The sequence below is a fragment of the Azohydromonas australica DSM 1124 genome (assembly GCF_000430725.1).
Classification (GTDB): domain Bacteria; phylum Pseudomonadota; class Gammaproteobacteria; order Burkholderiales; family Burkholderiaceae_C; genus Azohydromonas; species Azohydromonas australica.
In genome coordinates this window covers 435,210-458,306 of the sequence record NZ_KE387204.1, presented here as the reverse complement: position 1 = coordinate 458,306, position 23,097 = coordinate 435,210, and the positions used below count along the sequence as shown (strand labels likewise).

21 protein-coding genes are annotated in these 23,097 nt (G+C 65.3%); 5 read left to right on the top strand and 16 right to left on the bottom strand.

The window, feature by feature from the left end; all coding sequences use genetic code 11:
- Positions 1-110 precede the first annotated feature (110 nt).
- On the bottom strand, positions 111-1,730 hold the full coding sequence (locus tag H537_RS45190) for a tannase/feruloyl esterase family alpha/beta hydrolase (RefSeq protein ID WP_051243177.1): 1,620 nt from the start codon (positions 1,728-1,730) through the stop codon (positions 111-113).
- 410 nt (positions 1,731-2,140) lie between these two features.
- Between H537_RS45190 and H537_RS56865 the strand changes: the two genes are divergently transcribed.
- Positions 2,141-3,093, top strand: a protein-coding gene (locus tag H537_RS56865) for an IS630 family transposase (RefSeq protein ID WP_156901902.1) whose coding sequence is annotated in 2 segments (ribosomal slippage) — positions 2,141-2,482 and positions 2,485-3,093 — 951 coding nt in all. Because the reading frame shifts where the segments join, the coding sequence is not laid out codon by codon here.
- Positions 3,094-3,216: 123 nt separating this feature from the next.
- Here the strand turns inward: H537_RS56865 and H537_RS0123975 are convergent.
- The 9 genes from H537_RS0123975 to H537_RS0123935 form a co-directional block, all read right to left on the bottom strand.
- The gene (locus H537_RS0123975; RefSeq protein ID WP_028999871.1) at positions 3,217-4,203 is read right to left on the bottom strand and encodes a Bug family tripartite tricarboxylate transporter substrate binding protein; all 987 of its coding nucleotides are present in this window, start codon (positions 4,201-4,203) and stop codon (positions 3,217-3,219) included.
- Between the two features lie 39 nt (positions 4,204-4,242).
- A complete protein-coding gene (locus H537_RS0123970; protein ID WP_211235061.1) occupies positions 4,243-5,205 on the bottom strand; it encodes a D-2-hydroxyacid dehydrogenase family protein in 963 nt (320 codons plus the stop codon).
- A gap of 58 nt (positions 5,206-5,263) precedes the next feature.
- Positions 5,264-6,034 carry an enoyl-CoA hydratase-related protein gene (locus H537_RS0123965; protein WP_043459715.1) on the bottom strand — a complete coding sequence of 257 codons (771 nt, stop codon included), beginning with the start codon at positions 6,032-6,034 and terminating at the stop codon, positions 5,264-5,266.
- Complete coding sequence (locus H537_RS0123960) at positions 6,027-7,574, bottom strand: 3-hydroxyacyl-CoA dehydrogenase (RefSeq protein WP_051243175.1); 1,548 nt, start codon at positions 7,572-7,574, stop codon at positions 6,027-6,029. Before H537_RS0123960 ends, H537_RS0123965 begins: the two co-directional genes overlap by 8 nt.
- Before the next feature lie 267 nt (positions 7,575-7,841).
- Positions 7,842-8,837, bottom strand: coding sequence for a Bug family tripartite tricarboxylate transporter substrate binding protein (locus H537_RS0123955; RefSeq protein ID WP_028999867.1), 996 nt, complete (start codon positions 8,835-8,837; stop codon positions 7,842-7,844).
- The gene (locus H537_RS45185) at positions 8,834-9,511 is read right to left on the bottom strand and encodes a flavin reductase family protein (protein ID WP_051243173.1); all 678 of its coding nucleotides are present in this window, start codon (positions 9,509-9,511) and stop codon (positions 8,834-8,836) included. The genes H537_RS0123955 and H537_RS45185 overlap by 4 nt, the downstream gene beginning before the upstream one ends.
- A 96-nt stretch (positions 9,512-9,607) precedes the next feature.
- Complete coding sequence (locus H537_RS0123945; RefSeq protein WP_028999866.1) at positions 9,608-10,213, bottom strand: glutathione S-transferase family protein; 606 nt, start codon at positions 10,211-10,213, stop codon at positions 9,608-9,610.
- 2 nt (positions 10,214-10,215) lie between these two features.
- Complete coding sequence (locus H537_RS0123940; protein ID WP_028999865.1) at positions 10,216-11,445, bottom strand: CaiB/BaiF CoA transferase family protein; 1,230 nt, start codon at positions 11,443-11,445, stop codon at positions 10,216-10,218.
- Positions 11,446-11,613: 168 nt separating this feature from the next.
- Positions 11,614-12,720 carry a porin gene (locus H537_RS0123935; RefSeq protein WP_028999864.1) on the bottom strand — a complete coding sequence of 369 codons (1,107 nt, stop codon included), beginning with the start codon at positions 12,718-12,720 and terminating at the stop codon, positions 11,614-11,616.
- A 271-nt stretch (positions 12,721-12,991) separates the two neighbouring features.
- Between H537_RS0123935 and pcaF the strand changes: the two genes are divergently transcribed.
- From pcaF to H537_RS0123915, 4 genes are all read left to right on the top strand, one after another.
- Complete coding sequence (gene pcaF, locus H537_RS0123930) at positions 12,992-14,197, top strand: 3-oxoadipyl-CoA thiolase (RefSeq protein WP_028999863.1); 1,206 nt, start codon at positions 12,992-12,994, stop codon at positions 14,195-14,197.
- 105 nt (positions 14,198-14,302) lie between these two features.
- The gene (locus H537_RS0123925; RefSeq protein ID WP_028999862.1) at positions 14,303-15,277 is read left to right on the top strand and encodes a Bug family tripartite tricarboxylate transporter substrate binding protein; all 975 of its coding nucleotides are present in this window, start codon (positions 14,303-14,305) and stop codon (positions 15,275-15,277) included.
- Positions 15,278-15,284: 7 nt separating this feature from the next.
- Entirely contained in the window at positions 15,285-16,364 is a 1,080-nt protein-coding gene (locus tag H537_RS45180; protein WP_043459711.1) for a mandelate racemase/muconate lactonizing enzyme family protein, read from the top strand.
- A 15-nt stretch (positions 16,365-16,379) separates the two neighbouring features.
- Complete coding sequence (locus H537_RS0123915; protein WP_028999861.1) at positions 16,380-17,156, top strand: enoyl-CoA hydratase/isomerase family protein; 777 nt, start codon at positions 16,380-16,382, stop codon at positions 17,154-17,156.
- Between the two features lie 3 nt (positions 17,157-17,159).
- Here the strand turns inward: H537_RS0123915 and H537_RS0123910 are convergent, their stop codons facing one another.
- The 6 genes from H537_RS0123910 to H537_RS0123885 all read right to left on the bottom strand — a co-directional run bounded on the left by H537_RS0123910 (position 17,160) and on the right by H537_RS0123885 (position 22,748).
- Positions 17,160-17,933: an alpha/beta fold hydrolase gene (locus H537_RS0123910; RefSeq protein WP_028999860.1), complete on the bottom strand. Its 774-nt coding sequence runs from the start codon at positions 17,931-17,933 to the stop codon at positions 17,160-17,162.
- Positions 17,934-17,974: 41 nt separating this feature from the next.
- Positions 17,975-18,937: a tripartite tricarboxylate transporter substrate binding protein gene (locus tag H537_RS0123905; protein ID WP_028999859.1), complete on the bottom strand. Its 963-nt coding sequence runs from the start codon at positions 18,935-18,937 to the stop codon at positions 17,975-17,977.
- 9 nt (positions 18,938-18,946) lie between these two features.
- A complete protein-coding gene (locus H537_RS0123900) occupies positions 18,947-19,918 on the bottom strand; it encodes a Bug family tripartite tricarboxylate transporter substrate binding protein (RefSeq protein WP_064736032.1) in 972 nt (323 codons plus the stop codon).
- Between the two features lie 295 nt (positions 19,919-20,213).
- A complete protein-coding gene (locus tag H537_RS0123895) occupies positions 20,214-20,837 on the bottom strand; it encodes a fumarate hydratase C-terminal domain-containing protein (protein WP_028999857.1) in 624 nt (207 codons plus the stop codon).
- Between the two features lie 4 nt (positions 20,838-20,841).
- The gene (locus H537_RS0123890; RefSeq protein ID WP_028999856.1) at positions 20,842-21,711 is read right to left on the bottom strand and encodes a fumarate hydratase; all 870 of its coding nucleotides are present in this window, start codon (positions 21,709-21,711) and stop codon (positions 20,842-20,844) included.
- A 32-nt stretch (positions 21,712-21,743) separates the two neighbouring features.
- Positions 21,744-22,748, bottom strand: a complete 1,005-nt coding sequence (locus tag H537_RS0123885; RefSeq protein WP_043459707.1) for a phosphoglycerate dehydrogenase — start codon at positions 22,746-22,748, stop codon at positions 21,744-21,746.
- Positions 22,749-23,097: the final 349 nt, after the last annotated feature.

Sequence of the window (23,097 nt, the reverse complement as noted above, 5' to 3'; positions counted from 1 at the left end):
GGAAACTCGACGGAGCACCAGGCACGCTGCTCCTGCAGGTCCCTGACGGCAAGCAAGGACGATGCAAAGGCCGTGGCCCTTGCGCCGAACTTACCGTCAGATGACAGCGGCTACTGGCAGGTGAAGTTGGCTGCGTCGTTGATGTCGCCGTTGCCCTTGTAACGAGCCTGCTTGGGATAAGGGCACAACGGCCTGGCCCTAGACGCCACATTGAAGTAGCCAGGGTTGCTGGCCAACGCGGTGACGGAGTCAGGCGCAATGCCATTCTCAACCCAGTTGACCAGTTGAGGCAGCATGTCAAAGCTGTCCGTGGCCGGACCGCCGCTGCAGTGTGCCATGCCCGGCACGACAAACATGCGCGCGAAGTCCTGGGCCTTGGAGCCCATTCGGACGTTCATGGCGTTGTACCAGCGCAGGGTGTCGTTGATCGACACGGACGAGTCGCTCGCACCCTGGTACATCATCAACTTGCCACCACGCCCCTTGAAAGCCGACAGGTCCAGCGCATCGGTGAAGGTCATGCTGGCTGTGGACTGTGTGTAGGTCGAGGTCGACGTGTACAGCTTGATCGGCTCGGTATCGAAGTTGTAGCCCAGCGAATAGCTCAGCGAGTCAGCCGTGGAAATGGGCAGCATGGGTGGCGTCGTGTAGATCACGGCTTCGGCGGTAGCGAAGTTGAGCTTGGTCGCATTGTTGGTTGCCGATGCGTAGGAGCCAAGCCACCAGGACCGCCATGAGGGGTTATAGGTCGTGCCGCTGAGGCCACCCATGCCGGCGTCCCATTGCCAGTCTGAATAGAGCGGCGTGCCCTGCGAATTGACCGGACCGGCGTAGGCCTTCTTCATGGTTTCGATCTGATCGGCGCTGAGGCAGCTGTCGGCCTTGGCACCTGCGCATTGCACTTCGGCCAGCTTGGCGTTGACTACCTCCGGGGTGCATGCACTCTGGTTGTCGACGATGCCGTCGGCCAGTCCATCCAGCGAGTCGCAAGCCGCGAGCACAGTATTGCGCATGAGCAGCAGATCGGCGTCCGAGTAGGTCTTACCGATGGCCGGTTCGCCGTTGGCCAGTTTCAGGCCGCTGCGGACCGCAAGACCGGCGAACAGCTGCGTCGTGTACAGCCCAGCCATCGGGCCCAGCGGGATGTGCAACACCGGGTCCCCGGCCACCACGCCGTCGTAGTGCTGGGGAAAGCGTTGCGTCATCAGCATTCCTTCGCGCCCGCCTTCGGAACAGCCGGCAAAGTAGGAGTACTTGGGCGCTTGCTTATAGAAGCGGTCAACCAGCGCCTTGCCAACCTGGGTCACTTGGTCATAGGCGTTATAGGCAAAGTCCACGCGCGCTTGCGGATCAACACCGAAGGACGACGTGCCGCCAGCGTTGGCGACGTTGTTGATGGCATTGTCATGACCGCCATCGGTACCGACGGTGGCGTAGCCTTGAGCCAGCCGGGTGGTAGGGTCGACGAGTGTCCCATTCGTGCCTCCACCGCCGCCCATGAAGAATCGGCCGTTCCAGGTCGCCGTGGGCATGCGCAAGCGAAAGCGGATAGCGTAGCTCTGGCCGTCGATCCCGGTGCGGCGGTTGATTTCGCCGTCGATCTGGCAGTGCTCAGGCAGCGTCGAGGTCGCTGCGACTAGCGTGGCGGCGCTGACGGTCGTCTTGGCTACAGGCAGCGCAGCGGTGACGGCAGCGTTGCCCAGGCCAGGGCAAGCAGCAGCCAACTCCACGGCCGTAGGTGCTTGAACACTGGGTGTTGGAGGCTGCACTGGATCAGGGCCGTCGCCACCGCAGCCCGCGGCCAGCGCACACAAAATAACCGAGGGCACTGAGCCGCTCGCGTACCGGAATGACGCTGTCTTCATCGTTCGTCTCCTAGTGGTTTTGGCACGCGCGCTCGGCGCGGCGCATAGGGAATCTAGAAGCCGAGATGGCTCTGAGCCAGGCAGACGGTGCTCAAAGCTGGTATGCAGACGCCGTCATGACGTGTCCCAGGGAAACAATGAGGCCCGTCCCCGCTGCATCGTGGAATAGCCTGGCGCTAAAGCAAATCCTCCCTGACCTGCACAACGCTGTCAGTGGTGGCTTTGAGCCGGGGTGATGATGTGCCAATGAGACCGCAGCAGTACGGAGGTGTCTCATGGCGTGGCGTTCAGGACAGGCGTACTCACAGGATTTGCGCGATCGGGTGCTCAGGGCCGAGGGCTCCAATACCGAGGTGGCTGAGCGATTCGAGGTGAGCGAGTCTTACGTCTCGCGAGCTCGATCGCGCCAGCGCCGGCTCGGCCAGGACACGCCGGGCGAGCAGCGCAATCACGTAGCGCCGCACCTGGCTGCAGTGGAGGACGAGTTGGCCGCAGAGGTGGCCGCCAACAACGACCAAAGACTCAGGGATCTCGTGGAATGGGCGCGCGAGCAGCACGGCGTGCAAACCAGCATCACCGCGATGTGGAGCACGCTGCGCCGGTTGAAGCTGACACTCAAAAAAAGTCGCTGCGCGCCAGCGAGCAGCAGCGTCCGGACGTAGCGGCAGAGCGTCAAGCCTGGATGCAGCACCAAGCAGAGTTGCCTGTGGGACGGCTGTTCTTCGTCGACGAGACCTGGGCCAGCACCAACATGACACCCACGCGGGGCAGAGCGCCGCGCGGCCAGCGCTGCATCGGACACGCGCCACATGGGCATTGGCATACCACGACGTTCTTGTGCGCACTGCGCCGCAAGGGCTTGACGGCACCGCTGGTGATCAACGGGGCCATCAACGGCGAGGTATTCCTTGCCTGGGTCGAGCAGTTCCTGGGCCCCGTGCTCAAGAAGGGCGACATCGTGGTGATGGACAACCTGAGCGCGCACAAGGTCGCGGGTGTACGCCAAGCCATTGAGGCGCGAGGCGCCACGCTGTTGTACCTACCGCCCTACAGCCCGGACCTCAATCCCATCGAGCAGGTCTTCTCCAAGCTCAAGGAACTGTTGCGCCGGGCTTCAGCGCGCACCGTGGAAGCGTTGTGGACTGCCATCAGCGAACTGCTGGACGCCTTCAGCCCGGCTCAGTGCCGCAACTACTTCCGGCACTGCGGCTACGGCCGGTCAGGCTGAAATTGCTTTAGCCAGGCGTTCGCCTGCAGTGCTCACAGGCTCGACACGGCGAGGCACCGGGCCGCAACATGATCGAGGACGCAACTTGTACCGGCGATGGAGCAAAACGCCGTGACGGGCCATCTACTCGACCCGAGCACCGGACAGCTGGATCACTTGCTTCCATTTGATCGCCTCGCTCTTGACCTGCGCAGCCATTTCCTGAGGCGTACTGCCCTTGGGCACCACGCCGCCGGCCTGCAGCGAGCTGCGCACCTCGGCACTGTCAAGCACGGCGTTGACTTCCCGATTAAGACGCTCGATGACTGCACGAGGTGTCCCGCTGCGAACGCTGATGTAGTTGACAGGAGCACCATCAAAACCCGCCAGTTCCTCGGCAATGGCCGGTACGTTGGGCAGGACTGGCGAGCGCTCCGGCGTTGCCACGCCCAGGGCCCTGAGCGCACCCGATTCGATCAGCGCACGGTACACCGCGATGCTGTCGATGGCCATGGAGACGTTGCCGGCCAGCAGGTCCTGCAAGGCGGGGCCGGTGCCGCGATAGGGAACATGCACGATGTCGATCCCGGCGCGCGCCTTGAACAGCTCGCCGGCCAGATGGCTGGACGAACCTATGCCGGCGCTGGCGAAGTTCAGCTTTCCCGGATGGGCATGTGCGTACTGGATCAGGTCCTTCACGCTCTTGACCGGCAGGTCCTTGTTCACTACCAGCACGTTGGGCACGACGGCGACGCGGGCTACCGGTATCAGGTCAGCAACCGGATCGTAGGGCAGCTTCGCCATCAGGTAAGGGTTGGTGATCTGGGGTCCCGGGGTCGTGTACAGCAGCGTGTAGCCGTCGGCCGGGGCCTTGGCGACGGCATCCGCGCCAGTGGTGCCGCCCCCGCCGGCCCGGTTGTCGACGATGATGGGTTGACCGAGCCGTTTGGCGAGCGGGCCTGAGATGGCGCGCGCCACCAGGTCAGCACCACCGCCTGCAGCAAACGGAACGACCAGGCGGATTGGCTTGGTGGGCCAGGATTCGCCTTGAGCGTGGAGAACGCCTGGCAACGTCAGGATGGGCAGGGCGAGGCCCACAGCCAGGACACGGCGTCGCAAAAGAGCAGTCATGATGGTTTCCTTGGATTCGTGAGCAGGCCGGGTCCTGGCCTACTGGCCGTCTGGCTGCATGGATGGAATCGCCATGCCCGAGAGCCATTCGTGGATGTGCTGCGAGGCGTTCCTGTAGTAGGCACCCAGATTCTCCGTGCTGGCATATCCCAGGTGCGGACTCAACAGAACGTTGTCCAATGCAAGCAGCCAATGGCCGGCAGGCAACGGCTCTTGCCAATAGGCATCGAGCGCTGCCCCGCCGATGCGGCGCTGCTCCAGCACCTGGCGCAGCGCGGTCTCCTGCACCAGTCCAGCCCGGGCGGTGTTGACGAGCAGCGCATCGCCTTTCATACGCCGCAGATCGGCTGCGCCGACAATGCCCTTCGTGCTCGGCGCGAGCACCAGGTGCAGCGACACCACGTCAGCCGCTTCAAACAACTCCGCCTTGTCCACGGCACACGCGCCCACCTCGGCTGCGCGCTCGGGTGCAAGGTGAGGACTCCAGGCAAGTATCTCCATCCCGAAGGCTGCGCCCAACCGGGCCATCTGCCGGCCGATTTGGCCCAGGCCGACCAATCCGAGCACCTTGCCCTGTACCCGACTGGACAGCGCGGGCTGCCAGACTCCGGCACGCAGCGCCAATTGCGATGCGAACAGCCGCTTGTGCCAGCCCAGGATCAAGGCCCAGGCCGTCTCGGCGGTCGTTCGTCGTGCCTGTGGGTCGCCCGCGGCGTTGCAGGTGGTGATGCCCATCCGGGCACAGGCTTGCAGGTCGATGGCGGCATTGCGCGCCCCGAGATTGGTGATGAGGCGCAAGCGAGGCAGCCGCTCCAGGACGCTCGCCGGCAGTGGTGTGCGCTCGCGCATGACCACCAGCACGTCGGTGCCGGCAAGGCACCGCACCAAGTCGTCCTCATTGACCGCAGGCTCGCGCAGCACCTGAATCCTCGTGCCGGGTGGCAGTGACGACCAATCCGCCATCTCCAAGGCCACGCCCTGGTAGTCGTCGAGCAGCGTCACCTCCAGGGGTGGCCGGCTTGTGCCGACCCTGGGGCCGTGGCTCGCTTTCGCCGTGGGTTCAGCGGCCACGGTAGGACGGCTTGCGTTTCTCGAGGAAGGCCTGCATGCCTTCCTTTTGGTCCTCGCTGTCGAACAGCCGCTCGAACACCCGCCGCTCCAGTGCCAGTGCCGTCTCCAGCGGCACGTCTGCGCCCTGGCGCAGCACCTCGCGAATGCCCTGCACAGCCAGTGGCGGCATGGCTGCGATCTGCTCGCCGATTTGCTGCGCGCGAGCCAGCGCCTGCCCTTTGGGCACCAACTGGCTCACCATGTTGGCGGCGTACGCATCCTTGGCCGGGATCATGTCGCCGGTGAGTGCCCACAGTGCCGTCTTGTAGCGGCCGGCGCTGCGCAGCAGGCGCTGTGTGCCGCCGGCGCCGGGCATGATGCCGACCTTGATCTCCGGCTGGCCGAAGCACGCATCCTCGGCCGCCACGATCACGTCACAGGCCAGCGCGAGCTCGCAGCCCCCACCCAGCGCGTAGCCTTCGACCGCCGCGATCACCGGCTTGCCGCTGCTTCGCACCACGTGGAAGACCTCGTCGGTGGCCAGGCGCACGTGGTCCATGGGACGCATGCCCGCCATCTCGGCGATGTCAGTGCCTGCGACGAAGTAGCCGCCAGCGCCAGTGAGCACGATAGCGGCCACCGCGTCGTTGGCCACCAGCGCGTGCAACTGCTGCACGATGGCCTGCTTGACGGCCAGGTTCAGCGCATTGCGGCGCTCCGGCCGGTCAATGGTGACAATGCCGACCGGCCCCCGGATTTCGGTGCGTACCACGTCAGTCATGAGAAATTCCCTCCACAGTCGCCGAGGCATGCACTGTGCGCTGCAGCCAGATCGAGGGGCGGTATCGGCCATCGCCGTAGGCGCGCGCCAGGTGCTGCATCACCGTCAGGACATGCAACAGGCCGATGCGGCGTCCCCACGCCATCGGGCCGATCGGGTAGTTCACGCCCATCTTCATGGCGGCATCGACATCCTCGGCCGAGGCCACGCCCTGGTACACCGCATCCGCCGCTTCGTTGACCAGCATCGCCACCGTTCGCATGACGGCCAGGCCGGGCACATCGGCCAATACGGTCACCTTCTTGCCCAGCAGCGTGAACAATCCGATGGCCTTGGCCAAGTGTTCGGCGCTTGCCTGCAGCGGCGCGGCCAGCGCCACGCGCGTGCACTGGCTCCAGTCCAGTGCGAGGTCGAACAGCACCACCGGCTCGCCAGCCACAGCCGAGCGCTCGGTGGCCGTGCGACCGTCGCTGAGGGCCAGTGCAAGGCCATCCACGCGCAGCAACCCGGCGCCGGCCGTGTGCTGCACCTCGATGGCTTCCTGGCTGCGCAACATGTCCTCCAGCGCAGCGGCGGGGCCCAGGTGTCCTTCAACGCGGACCTGGGCAGGTCCAACCCCTTGGTCACCGGCTTCCTCAGGGACAGGCGGCGCTGCGCCCTCACGGTAGTCGAAGAAGCCGCGGCCGCTCTTTCGGCCCAGCCAGCCGGCGTCCACCAACGCCTTTTGCACCAGCGAGGGCTTGTAGCGCGGGTCGTCGAAAAAGCCCTGGTACACCGAGCGCGTGACGGCGAAGTTCACGTCGTGGCCAATCAGGTCCATCAGCTCGCACGGACCCATCTTGAAGCCGCCGCTCTCACGCAGCACCGCGTCCAGGCTGACCGGCGAGGCTCCCTGTTCCTGCAGCACCCGCAACGCCTCGCCGTAAAAGGGACGGGCCACGCGGTTGACGATGAAGCCCGGCGTGGAGCTGCACGCTACGGGCACCTTGCCCCAGGCACGGGCGGTGTCGGTGATGCACCGCGTCACTTCGGGTGCCGTCGAATGGCCAGCGATGACCTCCACCAGTGGCAGCACGGTGGCCGGGTTGAAGAAATGCATGCCCACCACGCGCTCGGGCCGTGCCAGCCGGCCTGCCAGCGCGGTGACGGACAGCGACGACGTGTTCGTGGCGATGATGGCCTCGGGCTCCAGCTGCGCCTCGATGCGGCTCAGCACCGCGACCTTCGCTTCTAGATCCTCGACGATCACCTCGATCACCAGTCCCACACCATGAAGCGCCGTGTCGGCGGCGGCCGGGACAATGCGTTCGAAGACGGCGTCGCGCACAGCCGCATCCAGGCGCCCGCGCTGCACGCGCTTGTCCAGGCTGCGCTGGACCAGCGCCAAGCCCTTCTCGAGCGCCGCAGGGTTGTTGTCGCGCAGGTAGACGCGGTGGCCAGCCACGGCCGCTACTTCGGCGATGCCGCAGCCCATGGTGCCGGCGCCGATGACGACCACCGCCTTGGTCAGCGGCAGGGGAAGGGAAGAACGCTCATCCATCGATGGTCTCCATGTCTTGCAATAGGGGTCTGCAAAGCTTGTTGTGCAAGCTGGCCAGGTGGCACTGGCGAATCGGCTGCGCTATGCAACGCTTCGGGAACGGATGCACGGTGGTGTCGCAACGCAGGGGCTGCACGACCGCTTCCAATCGGAATGGACGTTTCAAGCCCGGGCGGCGCGGACTCTCGGCATCGCTTCCGGCGATCGGGCTTGAAAGCACCTCAATGGTGTTGCATTGCGCTCGCCACAGCGGGAGGCGGTTGCCGATCAGTTGTTCGGAGTGAGGCCCAGCGAGCGAATGATCGGGACCAGTTGCTTCTCGTCCGTCTTGACATAGGCGGCGAACGCTTCCGGTCCCATCACGGTGGACTCGGCACCCAGCGTGGCGAGCGTCTCCTGCGCTTTCGGTGAAGACATGACCTTCACGATGGCGCGGTGGAGCTTGTCGACGATGAGCTTAGGCGTTCCGGCAGGGGCTGCGATGCCATTCCACGACTCCGACACGTATCCCGCAAGCCCGGACTCCGCGACGGTCGGAACCTCGGGCAACAAGCTGGACCGCGTGCGGCTGCCAATGGCGATCGGCCTGAGCTTGCCGCTCTTCACATGGGGGAGCTGCGGCGTGATGTTGACGAACGAAACCTGCACCTGGCCACCCAGCACGCCGAGCACGGCGGGCGCTGCGCCCGCATAGGGCACGTGCGTGAGCTCGACGTTGGCCATGCGGCTGAACAGTTCTCCACCCAGGTGCGGCCCGGTACCGGCCCCGGCCGATGCATAGTTCAGCGCGCCCGGGTGTTTTCGAGCATGGCTGATGAGTTCCTTGACATTGCGAATCGGCACCGAAGGATGGACCGTAATCAGATTGGGAACGGTCGCAAACATGGCGACGAGCTCGAAATCGCGGTGGGCGTCGTAAGGCAAGGCAGCATTGATGGCCGGCTGGACGACGAGCGGGGCCACCGTGGCCATCAGGAACGTGTAGCCGTCGGGCGCCGACTTGGCGACCAGGCCGGCACCGATCACCGTGCCGCCGCCGGCCTTGTTCTCGACGATGAACCGCTGTCCAAGCTCATTGCTCAGTCCTTCGGCAAGCAGCCGAACGATGGTGTCGGAGGGCCCGCCCGCCGCATACGGATTGATGATCCGCACGACACGCTCGGGCCACACGCCGGCGGCACCCTGGCCAAACGCGCAGGTGGTGGCAAACGTCCCCAACGACAACAGGAGACTGCGGCGGGTGGAACGGACAAACTGTTTCACGCAAGATCCTTCTTGTCGATGGACGGACTGAAGGTCGAGCCGGCCCATCCCTCACCGCCCGGCGGGCGCTGCAACATGGGTCGGTGGAAGATTTCGCCGAGGCCGGCGTAATAAGGTCCGCCCAGCCGTGCGATCGGACGCAGCTTCACGCTGTCGATCCGTTGTCCGTCATAGACCTGCGGCGACAGGTGAAAGGCGACAACTTCGCCGATGTAGAGGGTATTGACGCCGCGGCCCAGAACGACGGCCTGGTCCAACCTGCATTCCATTTGCACGGGCGTGACGGCAATGCGCGGTGGCGCAACCTGACGACTCGGCAGCAGTTCGATTCCCAGCGCATCGGCCTCGCTGACATCGGGTGCGTAATCCTCGCCGCAGCGGTGCATCAGATCCATGCAGGCTTCAGTGGCCACGTTGACCACGAATTCGCCGCTTGCCTGGATATTGCGTGCCGTGTCCTTGACGGCACCGGCCCGCGTGGCGATGTTCACCGCCACCATGGGTGGGCTGGTCGAGACGTAGTTGTAGGAACTGAAGGGCGCGGCGTTGACGCGGCCTTGCGCATCCACCGTGGTGATCCAGGCCACGGGACGCGGCGTGACGCAGCCGATGATGAGTCGGTATGCAGCGTCGGTGTCCAAGCCGCGTCCGTCGACGTAGACGAAGTCGCTCATGTCGCTCGTCCCTGCCACTGCTCCCGGCTCCATGACCCAGGACGCCGACTCCTTGAGCAACGCCCGCCCGAGCCTGCGCGGAGCCTATGGGGCTGCTTATCCATCGACGGGCTCCGTCGATTGAAAGGAAGGGCGCTTGCAAAGCTCGGCATGCCACTCGGCCAGGCGCGGGGCGCGGCTGCGCCAGCCGAATGCCTCGAAGCGGTAGTCTAGATAGCCCAGAGCGCACCCGATGCCGACGTGACCAATCGAGAAGGCCGTCTCGGTCAGGGCCTGCGCCTCGTCGTCGAGCTGCCGCAGGCAGGCTTCGGTCTTGAGCTCGAAGGCATCGAGCAAGGGCTGCAGCGGTACGGCACGCTCGCGCTCGTTGCGCCAGAGGATCAACGCATCGAGCAGCCCGTCAGCGAAGGCGTGCCACCTCAGGGCCTGCCACTTGTCAGTGCCCTGCTGCGGGAACAGCGTGCCACTGCCAAGGTCGTTGAGGTATTCGCAGATCACCGCCGAGTCGAACAGCGCAAAGCCGTTGTCGAGCACCAGCGTCGGAATCTTGGACAAGGGGTTGTCCTGCATCAGCCGTTCGTTGGGCTTGAGCATCGCCGCCACCGAGCGCACCAGCTCCAACCGTTCCGCCAGGCCAAGTTCATGGGCGCACACCATAACCTTGCGAACGTAGGGTGACTTCGGCGACCAGTGCAGCTTCATCATCACAACACCCCCGCTTCACGCAGCGCCGCAATATCAGCGCTGCCATATCCCAGCTCGGCCAGGATCTCGTTGCTGTGCTGTCCCAGCAGCGGCGGCGCCGAGCGGGTCTGCAGCGGCGCGTCGGCAAAGCGCATCGGACTGGTGACCTGGGGCACGTCGACGCCGGCCGGATGCGGAACATGCTGGAGCATGCCGCGCGCCTTGACCTGCGGGTCCTTGAACACCTCGGCCACGCTGTTGATCGCCCCACAGGGAACGCCTGCGGCATCGAGCGCCGCAATCAGCTTCTCGCGCTCCCACTCGGCAAAAGCGTCGCGCAGCATTGGCGAGAGCTCGGCGATGTTGCGTACGCGCTGCGCGTTGGTCGCGAAGCGCTCATCTCTGGGCCAGTCGCCCTGGCCGAGCACCTCGCACAGCTTGGCGAACTGGCCGTCGTTGCCAACGACGAGGATCACGTCGCCGTCCGAGCAGCCGTAGACGTCCTGAGGCTGGATGTTCGGATGCGCATTGCCGTTTCGCTTGGGTACCTTGCCCGAGACCAGGTAATTCATCGCCTGGTTGGCCAGCGTGGCGACCTGCACGTCCAACATGCCGATGTCGATGTAGTCGCCCTTGCCGGTCTCGTTGCGCCGTGCCAGGGCCGCCAGCACCGACACCGCGGTGTACATGCCCGTCATCAGGTCCACGATGGGGATGCCCACCTTCTGCGGGCCGCCGCCGGGCCGGCCGTCCTTTTCACCCGTTACGCTCATCAGGCCACCCATGGCCTGGATGAGGAAATCGTAGGCGGGCTGGTCACGCCGCGGCCCGGTCTGGCCAAAGCCCGTGACGGAGCAGTAGATCAAGCGCGGGTTGACTTTGCGCAGCGAGGCCTCGTCCAGGCCGTAGCGCGCCAGCGTGCCCGCCTTGTAGTTCTCCAGCACGATGTCCGCTTCCATGGCCAGCTGCTTGACGATCTGCTGCGCTTCCGGCTTGTCCAGGCTCAGCGTGATCGAGCGCTTGCCACGGTTGACGGCCAAGTAATAGCCGGCTTCCTTCGTATCCTGCCCCTGGGCGTCTTTGAGGAAGGGAGGGCCCCAGGCGCGCGTGTCGTCGCCAGCGCCCGGACGCTCGACCTTGATCACATCGGCGCCAAGGTCTGCGAGGATCTGGGCCGCCCAGGGTGCAGCCAGGATGCGGCTGAGGTCGAGCACCTTGACGTGGGAAAGCGGTCCGCAGGAGGGGTTCATGGAGGGTCGTCCTTGTCTGTGTGTGCCTGTGGTCACTTTAGACAGCGGCAGTCGGGTTGCCTATGCAGGAAGCGGCAAAGCAGAAATGCAGCGGCAGCTGAGCATGCATCGGAGATCGCACAGGCTGCCAACGAGATACCTTGCCGCACCGCTGCCGGCGGCCGTGGCTTAGAAAGCGTGGCGCATGCCCACCGAGAGCGCCTTGGGATCGTCGCCGGCCGACTTCGGAGCGACGCTGGTCGTGCCGCCGTAGAGGCTCAGCGAGCTGGTCGCGTTGTTGGTCACCTGCCCGTAGGAGGTGTAGAGGAAGCTGCGCTTGGACAGCGCATGCTCGTAGGTCACGCCCCAGGTGGTTCCGCGACCCTGCGCCACGCCTGCCGGCCGATCAAAGCGCGTCGAGGTCAGCTGCGTGATCACGCGCCCCGAGCCGACCGGGATCTGCCCGCCGATCCAGAACGCCCGCGTCCTGGTGGCCGTCGTGGCCTTGAGCGCGACGTTGCTCTCCGACGGGTCGAACGCGTAGTAGGCGCCGAAGACCTTGACGAAGCCGAAGTCGTACTGTCCGCCCACTTCATAGGCGGTTTGCCAGTCCGGGGCTGCCCCAGCGGGGATGTCCTTGGCGTACTGGCGCAATCGCGCCAGCGAAGCGGTCACAGCCAGCGGTCCCGCACTGTAGGTCAGGCTTGCATTGGCAAGACGGCCGGAGCCACTGGTGTTCTCATCCCCTGCGGCCAGCATCAGGCGCTCGGTCCACGCTCCCTGGGTAGCACTGGCACTGATCGAGTTGTTGATCCGGGAAAGGGCTCCATGACCCCCATCGCCTGCCACGGACGCAGGGCTGGCCGACCCAAGGGTGGTCGCCTGCGCGTTGCCCCAATAAGTCTGCCCGAAGGCATCGGACAGCGTCACGCTCTGCCACAGCGGCGAGTACTGGCGCCCAGCCGTGAGGCTCCAGCGCGATGTCGAGAGCCCGACGAAAGCCTGACGGCCGAACAGCAGGCCGCCCTGCTGCAGGGCACCGGTGTCGGCAGCGATGCCTGATTCCAGCACGAAGTTGGCCGCCAGGCCCCCACCCAGATCCTCCTGCCCCTTGAAACCGATCCGGCTTCCATAGCCGGTGCCTGATTGCAGCGTTTTGGTGCTGCCAGTGCCAGACCCCGCGCGCTCCACGTTGACCGACAGGTCCACGATGCCGTAGATGCTCACTTGGCTTTGGGCAAACGCACTGGCCACCGGCGCGGCGAGAGCGAGAACGAGAAAGGCCTTCTTGGACATGATGGGTGTCTCCGTCTTGGGTTGTGGCGGCCAACCAGATCCGGGCCGCCGTGGGCGGCGAATCTAGGGATGGCGCTTCAAGGCAGGAAGCCACCGCCGGCACATAGCTGCTATGTGCTTTGGGTCACGGCGCGTTGCGGCCACGCGGCATCTCCAGCGCGCACATGGCCCTTGCCAGCCACTGCATAGCAGTTGTGTCGCGCATGCGCTAGGTGCGCTGTCTGCCCCTCTATAGATTTGCCGGTTTTCCCTGGCCTCCATGAGACTCGCCATGTCCCACCATGCTTTCATCTGCGACGGCGTTCGAACGCCGTTCGGTCGCTACGGCGGCGCGCTTTCCAGCGTTCGCGCGGACGACCTCGGCGCCGTGCCGCTCAGGGCGCTGGCCGTGCGCCATCAGGGCGTCGATTGGGAAGCCTTCAGCGACGTGATCTATGGCTGTGCCAACCAGGCTGGCGAGGACAACCGCAACGTCGCGCGGATGTCGCTGCTGTTGGCCGGCTTGCCGGAGAGTCTGCCCGGCAGTACCGTCAACCGCCTCTGCGGCTCCGGCATGGACGCCGTCGGCACCGCGGCGCGTGCCATCAGGTGCGGCGATGCCGAGTTGATGCTCGCCGGTGGTGTCGAGAGCATGAGCCGTGCACCCTTCGTGATGCCCAAGGCCACGTCGGCCTTCAGCCGCCAGAGCTCGGTAGAGGACACCACGATCGGCTGGCGCTTCGTCAATCCGGCCATGAAGACTGCCTACGGCGTGGACTCGATGCCCGAGACGGCAGAGAACGTCGCTGCCGACTTCGGCATTTCCCGTGAAGACCAGGACCGCATGGCGCTGGCCAGCCAGCTCAGGGCCGTGGCGGCGCAGCAGTCCGGCTTCTTCAACACCGAGATCACGCCGGTGAGCATTCCCCAGAAGAAGGGCGAGGCGCTGATTGTCGCGAAGGACGAGCATCCGCGCCCGACTTCACTGGAGGCGCTGGCCCGGCTCAAGGGTGTAGTGCGGCCTGAAGGCTCGGTCACCGCCGGCAATGCTTCTGGCGTCAACGATGGCGCCTGCGCGCTGATCCTGGCCAGCGAGGCTGCCGCGGCACGCCAGGGCCTGACGCCGCGGGCACGCTTGGTGGGCATGGCCACCGCAGGTGTCGCGCCACGCATCATGGGCATCGGCCCGGCGCCGGCCACGCAAAAGGTGTTGCAGCTCACCGGCCTGAGCCTGGAGCAGATGGACGTGATCGAGCTCAACGAGGCCTTCGCGGCGCAGGGCCTGGCAGTGCTGCGCCGGCTGGGCCTGCGCGACGACGACCCGCGCGTCAACGCATGGGGCGGCGCCATCGCGCTAGGGCACCCGCTGGGCGCCAGCGGTGCACGGCTCGTCATCACGGCCGTGAACCAACTGCAGCGAACGGGCGGGCGCTACGCGCTGTGCACCATGTGCATTGGTGTGGGGCAAGGCATTGCCGTCGTGCTAGAGCGCGTTTGAGGCCGCAGGATTTCGCGCCGTGCATAGCTGAATTGCCAGCTGCCTGCCTACCTGGAGGCAGCCGGGCCGACCACACTCGAACCGACCCACAAACACGGAGACATCATGCGCAGAAGATTCCTGTCGTCGATGTGCGGCCTGGCTGCACTGGCCCTTGCCGGCACGAGTCCGCTGGCCCAAGCCCAGGCCTGGCCGGCCAAGCCGATGCTTCTCATCGTGCCCTATGCCGCTGGTGGCCCCAGCGACGCCATCGCGCGGATGCTGGCCAAGAAGATTGGCACTCAACTCGGCCAGCCCGTGATCGTCGACAACCGCGCTGGTGCCGGCGGCACGATCGGCGTGGCAGCCATGGTCAAGGCCGCTCCTGACGGCTATACCTTTGCCTTCACCGGGCCCGGTCCTCTGGCAGGCATGCCCACCCTGATGAAGATGCCGTATGCGCAAACCGATTACGAATACGTCACGCTGGCAGCACGGGTGCCGTCGGTCATCGTGGTCGGCTCGGGTTCCGGCATTTCAAGCCTGTCCGATCTGATTGGCAAGGCCAAGGCTGCTCCCGGCAAGCTCAACTATGGATCGGCTGGAAACGGAACGACGCCTCACATTGGCGCCGAGCTGTTGAAGCTGGAAGCTGGCGTCGATATCACCCATGTGCCCTACAAGGGCGCGGCGCCGGCCGTCACGGCGCTGTTGGGAGGAGAGGTTCAAGTGGCCATGGTCGACGTCACCCCGGTCCTGCAGCACGTCAAGGCCGGCAAGCTCAAGGCACTGGCTGTCGCTGGTGCCTCGCGTGCGACGCAGTTGCCGGATGTGCCAACGACCAGAGAGGCCGGGCTGCCCGGCGTGCAGATGGACACCAACTATGGGTTCATCGCCCCGAAGGGCGTGGCGCCCGACGTGCTGAAGAAGATGCGCGAAGCCGTTGCGACCGCGTTGCAGTCGGACGAGATCAAGGAACAATTCGCCAAGCAGGGCGCCGTTGCAGTGGGTTCGTCACCGCAGGAGTACGCGAAGCTCATGGCGGCGGAATATGACAAGTGGCACGCGGTGGTGACCCGCGCCAGGATCACTCTCGATTGAGCCGCGCATGAAAATTGTCGATGTGGCCATTCAGCCTTGCGTTCAGAGGCTGCGCGACCCGAGCTGGAAGTTCGCCCGGGCCACCGTGCCCCGTCTCGAGGGTCACGTGTTGATCTTGACGGATGAGGACGGCGTGCGGGGATCGGGTTACGTCCATGCCATACCCGCCATCACGACACACGGCGACGGTGCCGCAGCGGCGCTGGCGCTGCTGTCACCGCTGCTGTTGCAGCGCCGAGCGGACGAGCTGTCGGCCTTGGTCGAGCAGATCGATGCAGCCTTGGCTTTCCAGCCGAGTGTGAAGGCCGGCATCGACATGGCCTTGCACGACCTGATGGCCCGGCGCCTGGGCGTGCCGGTCCACGTGCTGCTCGGAGGCAAGCTGCGCGATGCCATCCCGCAGGCGCGCATCCTCGCGATCAAGAGCCCGGCGGACATGGCCCGCCAGGCCGTCTGCCGCGTCGAGGAAGGCTTCGGTCAGCTCAAGCTCAAGCTCTCAGGCGACACTGCGCTCGATGTGCAGCGCGTGGCCGCGGTGCGTGAGGCCGTGGGCCACGGAGTCCAGCTGACGCTGGATCCGAATCAGTCCTACGCAGCCAAGTCCTTCATGCGTGCCTTTGCTCGGATGGAGCGGCATGACATCTGCCTGGTCGAGCAGCCGGTGCCTGCCGCTGACTGGGCCGGACTTGCGTTGCTGACCCAAAGCCTGCCCGTGGCCATCGAAGCGGACGAGAGCGCGCAGACCGTGCACGACGTCTTCCGGCTGGTGGCCGATCGTGTCGTTGACGTGATCAACCTCAAGCCGACTAAGCTGGGGGGCCTGCGCCGCTTCGTACAGGCCATGCACCTCTGCGAGGCCGGTAACGTCGTCTGTCGAGTCGGTGCCACGTTCGGCCCTGCGCTGCTGCAAGCCATGAACGTGCAGGCGGCCAGCGTGCTTAAGGCCATGCCCTATGCGTGCGAGCTGTCCGAGCACCAGCACCTGCTTGACGACCCGTTCACCGAGCTGCCCGTCACCGAAGGCCACATCTCCGTGCCTGGCGGCCCGGGCTGCGGCATCGGATGGACCAGCGAACCCCAACACTGAAACCTGGAAACTCTCATGGACGACCTTACCCAACTGCGTGTCACCATCGAGCATCACATTGCGGTCCTGACGATGGACAGCCCGCCGGTGAATGCGCTCACGCGCGTGCTCAACGATGAGCTCACCCTCGCGCTGGATCGCATCTCGGAGCTGGACGAGGTTCGTGTCGTGGTGCTCACGGGGGCCGGCAAAGTCTTCTGTGCCGGCGCCGACCTCAAGGGACGTGCCGAGAACATCAAGGGGCCGGGCGACATGCCTGCGCACTCGCGGCGCACGCGCGAGTGCTTCCATGCCATCCGCGAGTGCGCCAAGCCCGTGATCGCTGCCATCAACGGCGCGGCGCTCGGCTCGGGCTTGGCCATGGTGGCATCGGCGGACGTGCTGATCGCCTCAGAGAAAGCTTCGCTGGGACTGCCTGAAGTGGATGTGGGTCTGCTTGGAGGTTGCCGTCACGCCATGCGGCTGTTCGGACATTCCAGGCTGCGCCGCATGATGCTCACGGGCTACCGTGTGCCCGGCGAGGAACTCTACCGCCTGGGCATCGTGGAAGCGTGCACGGCACCCGATGAGCTGATGCCTGCGGCCATGGAACTGGCAGCCACCATCGCTTCCAAGAGCCCGGTGTCCACGCGGATGGGCAAGCACACCCTCAACACCATCGAGGACATGAGCCTGCGCGACGGCTATCGCTACGAGCAGGACATGACGGCCCTGATCGGCAAGACCGAAGACGCCAAGGAGGCACAGGCCGCATTCCGCGAAAAGCGCACCCCGGTCTTCAAAGGCCGCTAACCGTCAAGGGGCCAGCGACCTGGCCCAGTCAACGATGATGTCGGCCACGGCCATGGGCTGTTCCGGCACCATCGCGTGGCTGGCGTGCGACACGACACGCACAGTGACCTTGTCCCCGAGCACCTGCTTCAGCTCCTCGCGCGTCGATGGCGGGCGCCACGGGTCGGCGTCCCCCTGCAGATCCAGGATCGGTGCATGGGTCACGGGCCACCAGGCGTCCTTGGGCGGCCTGATGCCAGCGCGGCGGTAGGCCTCGCGCAGCTCGGGATGCCATCCCTCAAGCCACGGCGACGGATCATTGCCCGGTGCGAAGAACCCAAGACGCAGGTGATGCAGTCGCTCGGATTCAGGACGTGACCCGTCGAATGCAATCTCCAGCGACTCCGCCACGCCCGGCGGAAAGGTGCGCGCCGCACCGGCCATCACGACCACGCCACGAACAAGCTCAGGGTGTTCCAAGTCGGTCACGCGGGCGATGAAGTGTCCGAAGGCATGGCCGACGATCACCGCCCGGCCTCCACCCAGCTGCTCGATCGTGTGGGCGACGTCCGCGGCAAGCACGCTCAGATCCAACCAGTCCATGGGGCCACGGCTGCGGCCCATGCCGCGTGGCTGGGGCCGCAGCACCCTGAAACCCAGTGCGGCGATTTGCTGAGCCAAAACGTCGAAGTCCAGGGAGTCACGCATCGAGGACGGCAACAGGACGATGGCCGGTCCTGGCTCGCCGTCGACGAGAACCTCGATCTGGGCATCGTCACGATGCAGCAGTTCAATCATTCATATCTCCGGTCGAGACGGCGGTCGGCTGTGGCCCATGGTCAGTCCACCGTGGCGCCTGACTTCCTGACGATTTGTGCCCACTTCGGAATCTCGGTACGAATCAGCGAAGCCAGCGCCGCGGGGGTGCCGAATGCAGGCTCAATGCCCTGGGTCGCGAGTTGAGCTTTCAAGTTGCCGTCCGCCATGGCCCGGCCCAGCGCTGCATGCACTGTGGACAGCACGTCCTGTGGCGTGTTAGCGGGTGCGAAAAGACCCAGCCAGTTCGACACGTCGTAGCCGGAGAGACCCGCCTCGGCGATGGTCGGCACCTTCGGCAGCACGGCCAGGCGCGATTTGGACGTGACGCCTAACGGCACCACCTTGCCGGTCTTGATGTGCTCTTCGTAAACCGCGTAGGAATCGAAAGTCATGTCGATGCGGCCTGCCAGCACATCCACCAGCAGTGGGGAGCTTCCCTTGTAGGGCACGTGAACCATCTGCACGCCGGCCAGCGACTCGAACAGTGCGCCCGCGAGGTGGCTTGAGCTGCCATTTCCCGCCGATCCGTAGGTGAGGCTGCGGGGCTTGCTGCGTGCCAGCGCAACAAGATCGGCGACGCTGCGGACGTTCAGCAACGGGGAGACGACAAGCACTCGGGGCGTGACGTGGGTCAGGCTGATGGGCGCGAAGTCCTTCACAGGGTCGTAGCGCAGCTTGGGATACAGCGCGGGGTTGATGGCGTGAGTTCCCATGGTGCCGAAGAACAGCGTGTAGCCGTCTGCCGGCGATCGGGCGGCTGCTTCGGCCGCGGTGGCGCCGCCGGCCCCCCCGCGGTTGTCCACGATGACCTGCTGGCCAAGCTCAGCGCCGAGCCGTTGTGCCATGCCTCGCGCCATGGCATCGGCGGCTCCTCCCGCGGGAAACGGAACGATCAGCCGCAGGGGCTTGTCGGGAAAGGCCGCGTGCGCAAGGCTGGACAGTGCCAGCAGTCCGGCCGCAACCAGTGCCTTGATCCTGCTCACGGTCCTGTCTCAATCGAGCTTGGCGCCCACGGTCTTGGCCAGCGTGCCCCACTTGGCAGATTCTGCCTTCATCAACTGGCCGAAGGCTTCCGGCGACCCGACAGCAGGCAACACGCCCTGCGCCTTGAGAAACGCCACCGAGTCCGGATGCTGCACGGCCTTGTTCAAGGCCGCGTTCAAGCGGGAAACGACCTCGGGCGGCGTGCGCGCCGGCACGAGGAATCCATACCAAGTGCTGGCTACCACGTTGCGCAACCCTGCCTCGGCGGTTGTCGGCACATCGGGCAGGACGGTGGAGCGGGCGGGCGAGGTCACGGCCAGCGGCCGTAGCTGGCCGCCTTTCACGAACGCGACCACGGCCGACACGTCGGCCACCATCATGTCGGCGGTGCCAGCGATCACATCGTTCAAGGCAGGCGCTGCGCCTCGGTAAGGGACGTGGGTCAACTCGACGCCAGCCTCCTGCCTGAGCAGCTCAGCGCCCATCTGCGTCGTCGTGCCCGCGCCAGCCGAGGCAAAGTTCACCTTGCCCGGATTCGCCTTGGCGTGTTTCAGCAAGGCGCCCAGGTCCTTGAACGGGCTGTTGCGGCCCACCACGATGACCATGGGCGTACTGATCGCCTGGCCCACGGGGATCAGATCACGGTCCGCGTTGTAGGGCATCTTGGGACTCAATGCCGGAAAGATGACAAGCGCTCCCGTGCCGGAGAACAGCAGGGTGTAGCCGTCAGGGCTCGAGCGCGCGACTTCGGCAGCACCCAAGGTCCCCCCAGCGCCGGCCTTGTTGTCCACGAGCACCTGTTGCCCAAGTTCGGTACTCATGTGAGCGCCAAGTTGGCGGGCCAAGCCATCGGCAGGGCCCCCAGCGGTGAAGGGCACGACGATACGCAGCGGTTTGGAGGGCCAGGCCTGCTGTGCGAAAGCAACTGGGGCACAGCCCAGGGCCAGTGCGGCGAGGAGAGTGCGGCGGGAGGTATTCATGGCTGATTCCATTGATGAAGCGTGAGAACCGCTGGTTCATGCAGCAGCGCCCAGCATCGGTACGACTCTAGGGGCCGACTGCCGTCATGCCTATGTGACCAACCGGCAAGACTGTTTTGCAATTGGGCGCATGTCAGGAGCTGGCCCGGGCTCGGCTTCAGAGAAGGTGTCGAATGCCCTCTGGCAGCGCCGGCGTCGAGCCGTCACCGCGCATGCAGCGGCGGCATCGGGTGCTTGCCAAAATGGAAATGGCGCACAAAGGCAGAGCGGGCACCTGAAGATCCGTGTTGCGCTCTCATCCCTGATGGCGCTCGGCGTCCAGCTTTGCCAACAACTCCGGCAGACGGGCCTTGGCGTCCTGCTGCTCTTCGGTATAGAGGCTGCGTCCATGCGCATCGATGCCCACGGTGACCGGTCCCAGGCCTTCGACCTTGAGCCGCACAAGGCGATAGTGCACAAGCATGTCGCTCCAACCCACCTCAACGACTTCCTTGACGGCTTGCGACAGCAACGTGCAGCCTCCACCCAGGAACGACAGGTAGACGCTGCCCACTTCCTGCATCGCCGCGGCGCAGTGTTCGTCAAGCCCGCCCTTGCCGCCAACGGCATGCCACTGCATGCCGCGGATGAGCCGCGGCATGAATGGATTGAAGCGCGTGCTGGTAGTGGGATTGAGATACAGGAGCTCGAAGCGGCCCTCCACCTCACGGCTGAAACTGCCGAGGTGGAACAACGAGGCGCCCTGTAAATCCATGGGCAGTGGCTCGGCGCTGTCCAGGCAGCGTAACATTCGCTCGTGCGTGGGCATGCCGGCCGTGATGACGATTTCGCCATCAATGATCACTTGGTCGCCCGCGCGCAGCATGCGGGCATCGTCCGCTGACAGCGGAAAGCTCATGCGATGGGTCGTGATGCTCATGCTCTCACTCCATCCATTCGACACGGCCGTCGTTGAAGAGACGCGCCCGGGTACGGCGGTTAATCCAGCAGTTGAAGGCCACAGCCACCGGCGTGAAGCCGTGCCCGGCGGCGTAGTTCACGTGCACGGCCAGGGCCGTGGCGTCGCCGCCTGTGCCCATGGGGCCGAAGCCCGTGGCATTCACGGCCCGCGTGAGCCGCTGCTCCATGGCTGCGACCATGGCTTCTTCATGCCTGCTGCCGATGGGCCGCAACGTGGCTTCCTTGGCCATCTTGGCCGCGTAATCGAAAGTGCCCCCAATGCCTACGCCAATGACCACCGGCGGACAGGGCTGCGATCCTGCCTTGATCACGGTTTCCATCACGAACTTCTCGATGGTGTGCAGGTCGGGAAAGCTGAAAATCTCCAGCGCTGCCCAGCGTCCGGATCCCAACGCCTTGGGACTGCAGGTGATCTCGACGAAGTCGCAGTCATCGACCAGGTCGAAGCTCACGATGGGCATGCTCTTGCCCTTGTAGCCGCGCTCCAGCGTCAGCGGGTTGGTCACGTGCGGCAGCAAGGGTGGGTTGATGGTGGCCACCAGTTCGTCGAAGCCCTGGGTGATGGCTTGCCGCACGCTGCCCTGGAACTGCGCCTGCACGCCGACCCGGACGAAATAGACGGGGATGCCGGCGTCCGAACAGACGAAGTGCTCGTTGCGCTCAGCGGCCTCCGCGCTCTTGAGCATGATGCGCAGCGTGTGCTTGGCGGTTTCGTTGCGCTCGGCGAGGTCGAGACTGAGCAGTGCCGCCTTGGTGTCCTCTGGCACGCGCTTGAGTGAGCGCTCATAGAGCGCGGCAGTCACTGCCTTGATGGTGTCGGATGGAATGGCCATGGGTTCAGTTCAAAAGGGCTGGCTTGCTCGGGTCAGAGGCCGGCTGCTTCCAGCGCAGCGGGGTTGACGATGTGCTCGGGTCGCTGGCCTTGCAGTACGGCGATCACGCTGCGCGCCACCGACAACGCCACGCGGTCCATGGACTCGCGGGTGAAGGTCGCCATGTGAGGTGTCACCACGATGCCAGGCACGTTGATCAGCGGACTTGGGCTTTCGGCGCCTTGAATTTTCAGGACGTCAACGGCCGCTCCGGCGAGGCGTCCGCTTCGTACGGCCTCGGCCAGCGCCTGTTCGTCGACAAGCCCGCCGCGAGAGGTATTGATGAGGTAGGCCCCCGGCTTGAACCAAGCCAGGGTGCGGGCATTGATCAGGTCCTGCGTGTCGGACGTGAGCGGTGCGTGCAGGGACACGAAATCCGCTTCGCGCAGCGCCTCTTCCAGCGATACGAAGGTGATGCCCTGCTCGCGCGCAAAGGCATCATCCGTGTTCCGGCTGACGGCCAGCACGCGCATATCGAACCCGCGCGCCCGCTTGGCAACTGCCTTGCCAATTCGGCCCAGCCCGACGATGACCAGTGTCTTGCCCCAAGCCTCGGTGCCGGTGACCCGATCCCAGCGGCCCTGGCGCACGCTATCCGCAGCGATGGCGATTGCGCGCGTGGCCTGCAGTAGCAGGCCGAAAGTGAAGTCCGCCACGCTTTGATCGTTGGTACCCGCTGCCACCGTGACCAGCACACCGCGGCGACTCGCCGCTTCCAGGTCCACCGTGTCATAGCCCACGCCGGGTCGAGCGATGATCTTCAGCCTGGACGCGCCATCGAGCAGGCGACCGGTTACTGGCTCCATGGCGACGACCAGCGCATCGACTTCACGAGCCTGGTCGATCAGCCACTGCTCGTCGAAGGGCAGCGGCGGATTCTTGACTATCACCTCATGTCCGGCTTGCTCAATCAATTTCAGCGCTCGAGGCGAGCCGGCCACGGACTTGGCTGTGATAAGTACGCGGCCGCGGCGAAACGGTGAAAGAGTCGACTCCATTTGTCTCTACGTGGGAATGGTTATTGCGGTACCGGTGCCTTGACTGCCGTGGCTTCATCGCAGCGCTGTTCCGTGGCCTGAATTGATGCGCTCAGACATGACCATCTGCCGTCTTCAGCCCTCGGCGTCTTGGTTTAGCGAGCTTACTAACGCGGCAAGGCCGCGACATGCGCCCGGCTGCAAAGCTGCTGTGCCGCTTCAAGAATGGCTGAACATGCTTGGGTACACTGCCCCTCGTACCTTGATCTGCAAGAAGAGGCGGTCTGGTGCTGCGCGTCAATCAAGGTGATAGCAGCGCGTCAATCTGGATGAGAAGGATCGCGGGGCCTGGCGGGTGAAGGGCGTAGCC